The organism is Pedobacter endophyticus (assembly GCF_015679185.1).
Taxonomy (GTDB): domain Bacteria; phylum Bacteroidota; class Bacteroidia; order Sphingobacteriales; family Sphingobacteriaceae; genus Pedobacter; species Pedobacter endophyticus.
The window spans coordinates 3,843,870-3,857,345 of record NZ_CP064939.1 but is presented as its reverse complement, the minus strand read 5'-3'; the positions used below and the strand labels follow the sequence as shown (position 1 = coordinate 3,857,345).

Below are 13,476 nucleotides of genomic sequence, written 5' to 3'. Positions count from 1 at the left end.
TAAGCCTTAAACGATATCAATTTTATCCATTACTATTCATTCTGCCTTGTCAGCTTTCTATTCATTTTATTCATGAGAACGATTATTATGGAAAACATTTTCCCTTTCGTGAAATTATGATGACATTAGCAGAGGTCATCATCCATATATAATGAACACTAATGAGCTCCTTCTTGAACTCAGGAAGTTTGTTCTTATCAAGTCTGGGTTGCGTAATATCGATCCGGCTCATTGTAAGACAATTTCCGAATACGTTTTTCAAGAAACGAAAAACTACGTCAGTGAAACAACTGTAAAACGCTTTTTCGGATTTGCGAACACCCTTCATAAATTTTCACTTTTTACGCTTAATAGTCTATCGCAGTACATCGGCTACGACGATTGGGACTCTTTTTGTCGGGATAAGGAATCGCAAACTACTTCTGCACAAAGCATTTGGCATAACCTAAAGCTAAAGGCTCAGGCGATAACCGAAGTTTCGTTAATTTCGAAAAAAAACAACTCAGGCGTTCCGTTTAATTCCACGGCTAACAGAAGTTTCTTTTATCCTGATTTTGATTATTTCCTTAAGAACAACTATCAATTTACTACAATAAGCGCTCAGCCTGGTCATGGTAAATCGATTTTAATAGCGCACATGGTCGAGCATTTTTTCGTTTCCGAAAATGCGATTTACAAGAACGACATTGTTGTACTTCTGAACTCCATGAGCGTAAATGCGATTACACAAAGTGGCCTATCGCTAAAAGACTGGTTTTTGAAAGAGTTTAAATTCGAAAGCCTGAGCGAAATGATCAGCTTCTTCAAAAAAAACCCTAAGGAACGCAAGGGCCGGTTTGTGATTGTGGTTGACGGCATCGACGATGTTTTAGCAAAAAGCGTCCATTTAAATGTCTTCATCGACTTTTTACACAGTATTGAGGAAAACAATTTTGTAAAACTGATTTTTGGTTTACGCACCAATACCTGGCTTAATCTTCAGCCAACGTTGTCGGGGTCAGCATTCTTAAACAAGGCCTGGTACACCGGGTTGTTTTACGATGAGGATACTTTAAGCAATGTTCCGCCACTAAATGTGGACGAAATTCTTTACACATTAAGCCACATCGAAAATAAAAAGGTAACCAAAGGCGATGTAAGTCCGCTTGTGCTTGCCCAATTTAAAACTCCTTTCTGGATTCAGGTGTACTTTACGCTAAAGATAGAGGATAATATGCTCGAACTAAGCAATCCGCTTCTTTGCTATGAGCTGATTAATTACTTTTTGGAAAAAAAGGTCTTCCTGGCGAAGCAAAGCACCGAAAAGATCTACCTTTCGAAGAAAATAAGCGGGTGCATCTCTGAACGCGATAAAAAGCTAAGCGTACCTAAAGAAAAAATACTTGATTATATAAATTGTTATCCCGAGGCATACGCAGATCTCTTAAAGGCCGGGATTTTAATTGAGGAAAAGCGATTTAGTACCGCAATTCCTACTGAAGTGGTGCGTTTCATCAGTAAAGATGTTTATACTTATTTTTTATTCATTCAAATCACCGAGCAATTTGACTATCAATCATGCAAGGGGTTTTTCGAATATATTTTAAAAACCTTTAGTAAGGAAAACTCTTTGAGAGAGCACATCTTAAATTGGTCGATTCGGTTTTGTATTAACAGAAACGAGATTGCGCAGCTCAAAAATATCTTCAAGCTTCCTTTTACCAACCAAGAAAAAAACGCCTCTTTTGATTTTATCTGTTATGTTTCGCGATACGAACTCAGTAAGCCAAATGCAAACTTTAGCAAGCTGAATGTAGGTATCGATTTTGTAGACCTGATGGCCCACGGGCGCACGATGAGCCAGCTGTATAAGGAAACGATTAAAACAATTTCGGGCAATGTACTGAACGAGGATATTCAAACCATGCTCCACGTTCTGGAATGTAACATCTATCTTGTCGATGTAGATAAGGCTTCGTTGCAAAACACAATGCATCTTTTAAAAAGAAATTACAAGCGACTGAACGATCTGTTTCCGATTAATCCGTACGATTTAATTCTTTATTTCCACAACGTTCTCAATAGCAAACCGACAGAAAGCAAAAACCTCGAAGAAAAGATTATTAAGCTTTGTTATGAAATTGACAAAAGCAAGCCGCACAAAAATGAAGACCTGACCAGCCCAGAGGTATTGTGCTTTAGGTTGGTGCTGATGGTATTGTTCTCGCAGAAAAATTATGCAGAATGCCATCGCTTTATTATGGCGATTTTAAATAAGTACCCAAATATTTTCTACGTCAGGTATTCGGTATTTTCGCCGTTTCTGTTGCTGTATTTGGGCCACACCTACCTAAAGCTGAATTACTTTAAGAAGGCTCAGCGAATTATGCAGTTTTTAGATAAAATTATTGCAAGTGAATATATTTATTATACCAACTTCGTTTTAACGGGCATTAAAATTTTTAAGGCTACTTTCTACAACTGCATTCACAATTACGATCAGGCCTTAACGGAGATTGATTCGGGGCTTGAAATTGCTTCGAAAAATGATCTCCGAATGCTGGAGATTTCTCTGATTTTAAGTAAGATTGATGCACTTAAGCACACCGAATCATCTGAAGAAGTATCGAACGCCATAAAGGAGCTGCTAAATTTCTTGCACGACCATAAAACGGCAATGCCGGAATATTCTAACCTTAACGGCGAGGAGTTTGAGCAGACTTTTAAGATTCTGAAATCGTACCGGCGAAGTCAGAATTGCTAAAAAGCCTTGTGATTTTCATCACAAGGCCCTTAAATTCATTCGGAAGCAATTATTTAATCAGGTTGTACAGCTCATCCAATTTTGGCGACAGTACAATTTCAATTCGTCTGTTTTTGCTTCTGCCGTCGGCCGTTGCGTTTGAGCCTAACGGTTGAAACTCTCCTTTTCCGGTTGCGGTCATCCGTACGCTTTCAACCTTTTCGTTATCTGTAAGGTAACGTACTACCGATGTGGCCCGCAAAACACTCAAATCCCAGTTATCCTTAATCTGACCCAGATTATTTATTTTCTGATTGTCGGTGTGGCCCTCCACGGCGATGTTAATTTCTGGCTGCTGCTTTAATACATTGGCCAGCTGGGTTAAGGCTTGTTTACCCTTTTCATCGATGATGATACTTCCGGATGGAAACAACAATTTATCGGTTAGCGACACATACACTTTACCATTTTTTATCTCTACAGTCAGGCCGCTTTTTGTAAAGCCCAACAAGGCCTGCTGCAATTTTTCTTTAAGTGAGTTGGTGGCGGCATCACGCTTGCGCAAAACCTCCTCCACTTCTTTTAATCTTTTCTCGCGGGCCTCTAAATCACCAGAAAGTTTGCTAATCTGGGTCGACGTATTGCTTTTCAGCTTTTTGTAGTCAGCATCAATATCATTGTAGCTACTTTGAAGCCCACGCAGCTCTTCAGCCATTAATGTAGTATCTTTTTTGAGCCTGGCCACTTCCTTCTCGAGATTTTCAATTTTAATCAAACTTTCGTTAAATGCCGTGTACAATGAATCTTTACTGCCAAGCAAAGCTTTGTACTTTTTGGGCGATAAAATTACACATGAGGTAAGGGATGAAAGAAATAGGAGAACGCAGAAAGCAAAAAAGGTATTCTTCATTTTTTATATTGGGTTAATTGTTATTGGTTTTCCCGATAGCTATCGGGAGGTTCATTGGTCATTGCTAATTGCCAATTGTTCACTGCTAAGTGCTAATTACTTACTGCACATTGGTTATTGCTAATTGCCAATTGTTAACTGTTAATTGCTAATTGTTAACTGCCAATTGCAAATTGCCAATTGCTTACTGACTGATAGCGTTTCGTAAAAATGCAACTAATGGTTGTACCGTTTTAAAAGAAGTTATCAACTTATCAACGATGGCAGGCTTTAGAAATGCCTCATCATCGATTCTCATTGTGGCTTCAAAACTCTTCAACTTTAAAAGCTCAATATTCGGATCGTTGGGATCGTAACCCTTCGGTGCATTTTTCAGGGCATTGTCTACTCCCAATTTAAAGTGCTTTTTGAAGTTTTTCTCTTCTATAATTTCCTTAAAATCGCCAATATTATAATCAATTTCTTGTCTAATTAGTTTTAAATGCACCGGTTCTGGCATCCAGTACCCACCTGCAACGAAACTCTTTCCGGGTTGGATATGCAAATAATATCCCGGTTCGTTACCACCCTTTTTCGACGAGAACCATATTCCAAAGTTGTTTTTGTAGGGGTCTTTGTTTTTGCTAAAGCGAACATCGCGATAAATGCGCAGCAGGCATTTTTTAGGATCGGCCTCTGCAGAGAGTACGGGATCTACTTTGGCGAGCTCTGGGATAATTTGGCCTACAAGGGCAAGAACGTCTGCTTTTGCATCTTCGTAAACCGCTTTGTTCTCGGCAAACCATTCGCGATTATTATTTTCGGCAACGTCTTGTATAAACTGGAGGGACTCTTTTTTTAACATACAGTATGCGGTAATTGATTGATTGATTGATTGTTGTAATCGGTTAATTTTCAAATCACCAATAACTCACAATTAAAATTAATAGGTAACTTGCTTGGCATTTTCAAAGGACTTCGGACTTCGGACTTCGGACTTCGGACTTCGGACTTCGGACTTCGGACTTACTTATCGTAATAAGGTTTGTACTTTATATTTGGCGACAGCACGTGAAGCAAAATGATGCGAGAATAGCGATAGTTGAACGGGTAGAGCACAAAGCAGCCGGCGAAAATAACGATGAGGTAATGCCAAAAGGTTTCATCTGTCAACGGCCCGACAACAAGGTAGGTGATCAAGCTTGCAATCAACATTTCAATCACATTCATGGCGTAGCTTACGTACATTGCTGCATAAAAATAGCCGGGCTCAATTTCAATTCTTTGTCCGCAATGGCCACAAACTTCCTTAGTATGCTGAATATTCCACCCGTACATACTGCCCGTAAAAATATCACCCCTACGGCAATGCGGGCATTTACAATGGATGATGGCATAAAGTTTTGAGGTACCTTCGGCCATGGTTAGTTTAAATTGAATGGCTCTTTTTTCATGTTGAGGTGAATATTTTTCTTGCGGTATTTTTTATACCAAACTACACCCACAACCAAAGCCATTAAATAAGGAACGGCCAACAAATATAACACCCCGGTATTAAGCCCCTCCGATACCGTATTGCCATTCTTTACACCCTGCTCGGCATTAATGCTGCACATAGCGCACTGCGCACTGGCCTGAAGCGACACTGCAAAAGTTAAAACGAACGCAAATAAGATGAAACCGATTTTCTTTTTCATTAGCACAAATATACTGATTTAACGAATGGAGCGGTTTAAAAATTATGTCATAAAAAACCCCCTCGCCTAAAAGGCGAGGGGGGAATGATTTAAGCTTTTAAATATCTTAGCTAGTCTTCTGATAGAATCGCCCAAAGCCGTCATTGATACCGTATTTTGACTGAACAACATCCTTTAGATAAAATGGCCAGAAATTTTTAATCAGCAATCTCGGAATTCTGCAAATGCTAAGTTGATATTATTAAACCCAAATGAAAAATGCGCTCATTATTTAACATCTAGCCAAATAAATTATCGCCGAAATGAAATCCATGTTCTCGCATCACTAACAGATACTAAATCGAACGCTCCACCTTTAACATCGGTTTGAATAGCATAGAAACCTGCGGTTAAAAACAGATTATTTTGCGTATTTGTAACTATGGGCCTTATTTCGGCCGGAGCCGTCCCAAAAAATCCCGCATTGTTAAACTTGATAGTGCCATCGTCGGGAAAAATAGCGATTGGGGCCGGACCATAAGCAGCATATCCGCCATTTACAATAAATCCTAATCTGGAATATTGAGGCCTGTACGCCGAATAGAATATCAAATAATTGTATCCTGGAATTGTTTTAACACCATAGGCATCATCGATGCCGTCAACAGTAAATCCATCGGTAAACCAATAATAGCCGTTTGGCGGGTTATTAAACCATTTCTTTGCAGCGGTAATGTCATATTGCATTGGCTTAATAGCTTCTTTGATTTGAATTATTTCCCCCCCAGCTTTTGTATTAAGAATACCAGTTGCAGAATCGAAACTTAGTCTTTCCAATTTTGATATCGATGTTTTACCTATTACTAAGGGCTCGTATAATTGTATAGTTGTTTGATCAACGTAATAACTAGATTTAACAGTCTTGAGTGTACCACCGTCTAAATAGGAAAGAGAAAGAGTTTGAGCATTTCCATTCAAATTTAATTCACACTCAATGCCACCAATTATCGTTCGTTTAAAATAGGTCTTAACCTTTGAAACCACGTCACTAACATCCTCTACAGAAGTAAAGACTGCCTCACTTTCTTCTTTGGATTTTGATCTGATCAAAAGCAATTTACTTTTGTTAAATGTACCTTCTAATTTAATTGTATCTGCACTTGACGATAAGAAAGCAAATTCAAAATCTGAGGAATAACCTGCAGCGGTAGCACCGCCATAAACATTTGGATTTGGATCTGCTAGTAAATGTAATGTAGAATAGCTGTCAAATAAAAGTGCTGGCTTTTGCAAAGCTTTTAACCGATACGAACTTTCGTTGGCGCCAGGCTCGTAATTTGCTTCCATTGTAACTCTGTTTTTGTTAGTAAAGTTGAACAGAAACGTGGCTGGCGTTTTATTGTTGGTCAACAAATAAGCTTTCCAACCGAATTCCGCCCCAACAAGTTGGGCCTGATAATCGGCAAGCGTACCTGTTAGCCTTTCGTCGACATCCCCAATAATAGGGTCACTATCGTCCTTCTTGCATGCGTTTAACGCCAAAGCAAAGAAGAATAAATATAATAAATGCTTTTTCATCATCTTGGTTTTAAATTATCACAATGTTCCAAATAAGAAAGAAGTTGGGTCCGTTGATTTCACAAGGCCGCCAAATATTCTTTTCGATTGGGGTACAATATCATCTACCCAACGTATATCAAACGATTGGTTGTTGAAATAAGCCAACAAAGTGGGGATAGCGCTTTCTATAGCCCTTGCGTTAGTATCTATTGGTTGCGGATTAGTATAAGTAAGTGTATTTACACCGTTAGCAGTAGTAATACTATAATTAAAATCAGCGGTTTCACCTGCACCCAATGCAGCCGTTGGATCCATATAATTTACTCTTAACGTCATTTTTTTGGCTGTAGTAAAAATTAACGAAATGTTATCGATATAATACCCCTTGTTAGTTTGCAAGCTTGTATTAGCGCTGTTGTACGCTGTTAAGAACTTTGATGATAAACCCGATAATCTTTGTGGGTTTACCGATATTGTTCCATAATCTTTACCTGGCCCCAACAGCGTGTTGAAATTTGGAATTGGCGATTCGGCATCGATTGCCTCTTGTGTTTTTAGTTGTAGAGTAGTTAGGTCTATTCCCCAACTATCCTTCATATAAGCAATAACAATAGCTCTCTTTTTCAATAGCTTTGTTCTTGCATCAGTATTTTGCTCGTATACGCCCTTGCCATTTCTTTTTACGTAGGCTCCGTCATAAATAAAAAGGTTGTTTACAATATTGTCAAAATTAGCTTGCCCTCCTTCTAACAATGAGGACAGCATCTCAACAAAATCATCATCTTTATTTGATCTCGAATAAGGCGTGATAAAACCCATTCCCCAAAAATCATTTTCATAGGCGATTTTATCTAAAGTGGAATTGGATGAATAAGCTCCCCTAAAAATATTAAACCAAGTTGCAGTATAGCCACCAGCAGTAATTCTTTGGTAATCAGGCGTCACTGCAATGTTCTGATTCAAAATATGACCAAACTCGTGGTGCATAGTATGCAAAATTCGTCTAACTGCTGCCTTGTTTGTGGCATCAAAAGTATTTAAATCAAGTAATACAATTTTTCTACCCGCCTCAGCAGTTCCAAGCGTAATAGTTCCATTGCTGTTGTAGGAAGGGCTTCCTGCCAGATAGAATTGCTTATGGGAATAAGTTTTCATAAAATTAGCCCCTTTTATCGCTACGTAAGGGTCTATCCAGGTGTTTTTGATGATCTTCATCACTGGGACCACCAAATCTTCTTGGATAGGAACCACGTTTTTATAAAACTCGCCGAGCTCTGACCGATCCCACTTGTATTTAACCTCAATGTTGTACGGAGTAGTATAATTAATGTTGATCCATTCGTCAACCGAACCTTTGGTCCAAGTATCTCCGCCGAGGCCGACAATGTCGGCGCTCAAATTTTCTTCTTTGCTACATCCAGCTAAAAAGATTGTTGCTAATGCAACTATTGTGAATAATTTCTTTTTCATAATATCTGTATACTATATTAACGGGGGTTGGCAGCTAGTCCGGCCGCTACGGCATCTTGAGGAATCTGAACTACCCTCCTTAGATCATTTGCACCTAGTGAAATCTTTATTTTGCCATCAAGACTGTTGTGTTCAATTGGAATTTTTAACCTAACAATATCCAACCATCTTAACCCCTCATGCATATATTCCTGGCGCTTGAAATTTAAAATAGTGGCCACCAAAGCATCTTTAACCGTTAAGGTTGAAAAGAAATCTGTTGCTTTGGATTCTGTAAATTTATCTGATGTTGCCGAATAGCCTACAATTCTTTTTGATAAATAAATGTCGAGATCAGCAATTGTTTTTGCTCTGCTATCGGTGGTATTAAGCATAGCGTTTGCTTCCGCCCTGTTAAATAATACCTCTTCACTAGTTAGCAACGGAACCATATTATAAGCATCCCCAAAATTGGCACTGATACTTTGCTTTACAAAATGCTCTCTAAACTTAGGGATGTTGTAAACAATTTCGGTACCGCCATAAACCTGCGTTGACATTGCCAAAGCCTTCCCTGTCGGGTTGTTTGCAGCATTAAAAACAGTAGCTCTTACTGCTGAACTTAACCCATAGTTATATCCGCCGTAGCTTCTTCCCCAAACTGACTCAGCTTCTTGTAATAACAGGTTGGCGGGTTCCGTGGAATTAGTGTATATTGCTTGCAACTCATAATACCCGAGTTTGTAGTAATTTGTATTCCAGGGCCTTAATTGGTCGGACACAGTATCACCGGGAAATAATGCATTTGCATGATCTATAACCTTTTGATAGTCTCTTTTAAATAGATAGAAACGAGTTGCAAAAGCGTGGGCGGCTTGGGTTGTAAAATGATACTTAGGTACTCTATATGAGTTATTATTGATTAGCGGAAGTCCTTCCTCTAAATCTTTCTTGATATTATCATACACGCTGGCGACCGTTCCCCGATTATAATCACCTTCAACGACTTTTTGAGGCAAGGTAACATATGTCACACCAGGATCTGAGGCTGCAGTAGCAGGATCATATGCTTTTGCAAAAAAGGTTACCAGCATAAAGTGAGCGTATGCACGTGCAACCAAAGCCTCTCCTCTACTTGCAGCATATTGAGATGTATTGCCTGCTTTGTCAATAGCTTCCAAGGCATAATTTGCTGCTGCAATAGCTTTATAACAAGAGTTCCAATAGAATGGCGGGGTGTCTCCTGATGTTGCATCCACTTGATCTTCATAGTTCCATGCCAATGAATTAGGCAAGCTTCGTCTTGTTGTTCCCTTGTCTCCAGCATTATCGCTCATTGATTCTGCCATTGTTATGTAATTGCCGTGAGGGTAAGCATTTGCCAGAAGCTCGGCAACCTTAACCGGATCATCCAACTCACTACGATCATCGGGCTGATGTTCGAGAAATTTCTTACACCCTGACGATAAAATTAAGGCGGAACACGCTATATATATAAATATTTTATTTCTTTTCATTTTCTTTACAATTTAAATTAAAATCCAACCTTCAAAGAGAGAGTGTATTGCTTTGGAATAGGTAATGCAACACCACCAGAAGCAAAGAATTCTGGATCCTGGCCCTTGAGCTTTTTGTCCGAATAAATTAGCCAAAAGTTATTGGCGACAGCACTTATTGAGGCGCTACCTGCGCCTATATGCTTTAAAATTTCGGCCGGAACTGCGTATGAAAGCGATACTTGTTTTAAACGAATAAAACCTCCATCAGCAACCCTTACCCTTGAGTAGTTATAGGTGTCATAAGGATATCTGCCGTCTATGCCAGCCGCAGCCCCAATATCGACAATTGACGGAATATTCGTTTTAAGCTCATCTCCAGGTAGGGTCCATCTATCTTTAAATTCGTTTGGAAGAGCGTCTAAATCAGAGTATGATGTTGCAAAAACGGGGTTCAATCTGATTTTATTTCCGGCTGAGAAGGTGAACAGTGTATTGAAGGTAAACCCTTTGTAACTAACCGAATTGTAGAAACCTCCTGTCAACTTGGGGTCCGTCGGACCTTCATATTTAAGGTATTTGGTTACCAAACTTTGCATATAAACATTATCGCTACTATCGCCCTTTTCGTTGATAAATTCAGGGATACCGGTATCATGATTTAATCCGGTAAAATCCACAGAATATAATCCACGGTATGGATACCCTTGTTGCGGGCCTCCGTCAGCCGTTACTAAATCGAATATCCGTTGTGGGCTCGAAAGCTCGGTTACTTTATTTTTGTTATATCCAAAATTGAAATTGCTTCTCCAATTCCAATCTTTTGATTTAATGATTGGCCCGCTTATCGTTACCTCGATCCCTTTAGTGTTCATGTCGGCATAGTTGGCAGTTGTTAAGTACTGCCCACCAATACCCGATGTCCGAAGCGGACTAATTAGATCGAATCCGTTTCTGTTATACAAATCGACGGTCAAATTTAACCGATCTTTGAAAAAACCTAAATCAAGTCCAATATTGGTTTCATATTGCTTTTCCCAGGTTAAGTCTCGATTTTCGATATATTGAATATTCATTACTGACTCAACTTCGTTTGAATAGGGTCTTAAAGCACTTCCATTTCTTAATACTATGGCAGAGTTGGTAGCATTACCTAAACTGGCTGTTAATCCATACGTTGCTCTGATGGTGGCACGGTTTAAGATTTTGCTTATTGCGGACTGGGCAGAATTGCCATGGACTTCTGAACCATAAAATTCTTCTTTATCGATGTTCCAAGCTCCGGATATATTCCAGGTTGGCAGCCATCGGGCAGTAGCAGAGCTACCCAATTGATTTGATCCATCGTACCTCCCAGTAGCGTTCACCGAATATTTACCATCATAAGAATAAGCTGCCCTGGTCATAAAAGCGGCAAACCTGTCGTATCGGTTGTTCATCGAAAAGTAGTTCAAGTTACTCAATGAAGCTTGCTTAATAATATTTGGATCAATAAATGGAACTCCTCCTTTATCATATTGATAACCATAGCCAATCATGCTTCTGGTTTGACGGTTTGCGAACCTGGTTTCTTGAGTTGCAAACACATTTATTAAATGTTTTTCGTTGATGGTATTATCGTATTCAACTGAGTTTCGAATCATATATGACCGTAAAAAATCATCATTTGTGTTGTAAAAACCGCCATAAGGCAAAACAACTATCGGCTGTAACTCTGGGTGCTCAGGATCGCGGAACAAAAAACGATTGTTATCTTGAACATAAGAATCCCAATTTGCTCGGTAAGCATTGGCCATATTAGAATTTTCTCTTACCCTATGCTCATTTCCGCTTTTAACATACCTCATCGAGGCGAGGAAATCATATTTGAAATGATCGTTAAACTTGTACCCTAATCCCCCCTGAAGCTTGAAATCCAACAAGCTCAATTCCAAGGAATTGTTTTCTAATTCATCAAGGATATTAAAATCCACAAAGTTTCTGGTAAAATTCTCTCTTTTTCCATTCTGATCGAAAGCAGTGAGCGTTCTACTGGTGTTTAAGGCGTAGCTAAATGGATTGATGTCGAAATCTCTCGAATAAGTTCCTTCTACCGGATTGCTCACGCGACCTATTGTTCCAGGTGCACTTTGATTACGAATTGATCCTGTTGTAATAAAGTTAATCCTTAACTTTTCTGACAGGTTAAAAACAGCATTTACATTAGCTGTATAACGTTCTACGTTGTTTCCAACAGCCCAACCATTGTCGTTTAAATAACTCGTTGAAAAATACAACTGAGATTTCTCTGTACCTGACGACACGCTAATTGCGTGTTCCTGCATGAGCGAGTTTTTAAAAAGCACATCAAACCAATCGGTATTGGCGGTTGCATAACGCGATAAAAATGCATTTCGAGCCTCTGGTGTGTTAGCTAATCCAAACGTGCCTGAACTAGCATCGTAAGTATTAATCAACTGATACATTTTGGTAAACACACCGCCATCTGCCGCTCTTGAGGCACCTGAGTGATTTAACCACCCTTTACGTGCCAACTCTGAATAAACAGACATTTGGTCTGATGAATTCATGATATTATAACTATCATACGTTGGCTTTAAATAGGTGGAAAAATTGCCTGTATAGGAAATCAATGGTTTACCAATTCGGCCTTTTTTCGTTGTAATAACAACCACCCCATTCATTGCCCTTGCACCATATTGGGCAGTTGCTGCAGCATCTTTTAAAATATTAAAACTCTCAATATCATCAGCGTTGATCCCCGCAACCGATGAACCTATTAATGTACTTACATCCCCAGATGACAACTGTTCGTTTGAAATATTAACCACATCTTCTAAAATTACCCCATCTATAACCCAAAGTGGCTTATTTTCACCCGTAATTGATGTTGCCCCACGAACACGGATTTTCGGCGCTGCACCGAAAGTCCCTGAAACATTTTGAACAGACACACCAGCAACACGTCCTTCAAGCATCCGGCTTACGTCGGTAATACCGTCTTGCTTTACGTCTGCCCCTTTTAAGGCTGTGGCGGCCCCGGTAAATAACTTCTTGTTTAAGTTTTGATATCCTGTAGAAACGACATTCACCTCTTTAAGTTGATTCGCATCTTCCTCTAAACTCACATCAATGGTTGTTCTGCCATTAACCGCAACTTCTACGGTTTTATAGCCGATAAATGAGAATGACAATTTTGCGCCATCCTTTACGGTAATTTTATACTCACCTTGTTGATTGGTGGATACAGAATTTCGTGCACCAACTTCTCTAACGCTTACACCAGGCATGGCAGAATTGTCTTTCTTGTCTCTAACGCGTCCGCTTACGGTAACTTCTCGCTCTGCTGATCGTTCAACCTGCAGTTTAAGAATAACCTGGTTACCTACTCTGGAATAGGTTATGTTTTTTTGTTTTAAGTATTCAAGAGACTCTTGAACTGAAGTTAATTTTGCAGGTACATCCAAAATCATTGCTTTACTAATCTCCGTCGCGTCGTAAACAAAGCTCAATTTGTAAGCTTGCTCAATCTTTTTCAGATAGTTCTCTAGTCTTTCGGGTTGCAAGTTAGCCTGCTTATTGTCTGCATTAGCTAAACTGCCCCAAAAGATTGCGCAGATAAGCATGGCCGTTCGGCTCCAACTTATTACGACATTTCTTTTGTAGAAATTTTTCTCCATAGTT

9 protein-coding genes are annotated in these 13,476 nt (G+C 39.3%); 1 reads left to right on the top strand and 8 read right to left on the bottom strand.

Annotated features, from left to right (window positions below; genetic code table 11):
* The first annotated feature begins 151 nt into the window (after nucleotides 1-151).
* The gene (locus tag IZT61_RS15725; protein ID WP_196098003.1) at nucleotides 152-2,743 is read left to right on the top strand and encodes an NACHT domain-containing protein; all 2,592 of its coding nucleotides are present in this window, start codon (nucleotides 152-154) and stop codon (nucleotides 2,741-2,743) included.
* 49 nt (nucleotides 2,744-2,792) lie between these two features.
* Here the strand turns inward: IZT61_RS15725 and IZT61_RS15720 are convergent, their stop codons facing one another.
* The 8 genes from IZT61_RS15720 to IZT61_RS15685 form a co-directional block, all read right to left on the bottom strand.
* Nucleotides 2,793-3,632: an OmpA/MotB family protein gene (locus IZT61_RS15720; protein ID WP_196098002.1), complete on the bottom strand. Its 840-nt coding sequence runs from the start codon at nucleotides 3,630-3,632 to the stop codon at nucleotides 2,793-2,795.
* A gap of 184 nt (nucleotides 3,633-3,816) precedes the next feature.
* Nucleotides 3,817-4,476: a DUF2461 domain-containing protein gene (locus tag IZT61_RS15715; RefSeq protein WP_196098001.1), complete on the bottom strand. Its 660-nt coding sequence runs from the start codon at nucleotides 4,474-4,476 to the stop codon at nucleotides 3,817-3,819.
* A gap of 161 nt (nucleotides 4,477-4,637) precedes the next feature.
* On the bottom strand, nucleotides 4,638-5,033 hold the full coding sequence (locus IZT61_RS15710) for a DUF983 domain-containing protein (RefSeq protein WP_196098000.1): 396 nt from the start codon (nucleotides 5,031-5,033) through the stop codon (nucleotides 4,638-4,640).
* A 2-nt stretch (nucleotides 5,034-5,035) separates the two neighbouring features.
* Nucleotides 5,036-5,308 (bottom strand): hypothetical protein, encoded by a 273-nt coding sequence (locus IZT61_RS15705; protein ID WP_196097999.1) that lies wholly within the window; start codon nucleotides 5,306-5,308, stop codon nucleotides 5,036-5,038.
* A 291-nt stretch (nucleotides 5,309-5,599) separates the two neighbouring features.
* Entirely contained in the window at nucleotides 5,600-6,865 is a 1,266-nt protein-coding gene (locus tag IZT61_RS15700) for a DUF4302 domain-containing protein (protein WP_196097998.1), read from the bottom strand.
* A gap of 18 nt (nucleotides 6,866-6,883) precedes the next feature.
* The gene (locus IZT61_RS15695; RefSeq protein ID WP_196097997.1) at nucleotides 6,884-8,317 is read right to left on the bottom strand and encodes a substrate import-associated zinc metallohydrolase lipoprotein; all 1,434 of its coding nucleotides are present in this window, start codon (nucleotides 8,315-8,317) and stop codon (nucleotides 6,884-6,886) included.
* 17 nt (nucleotides 8,318-8,334) lie between these two features.
* Nucleotides 8,335-9,813, bottom strand: coding sequence for a RagB/SusD family nutrient uptake outer membrane protein (locus tag IZT61_RS15690; RefSeq protein WP_196097996.1), 1,479 nt, complete (start codon nucleotides 9,811-9,813; stop codon nucleotides 8,335-8,337).
* A 17-nt stretch (nucleotides 9,814-9,830) separates the two neighbouring features.
* Nucleotides 9,831-13,472, bottom strand: a complete 3,642-nt coding sequence (locus tag IZT61_RS15685) for a SusC/RagA family TonB-linked outer membrane protein (protein WP_196097995.1) — start codon at nucleotides 13,470-13,472, stop codon at nucleotides 9,831-9,833.
* Nucleotides 13,473-13,476: the final 4 nt, after the last annotated feature.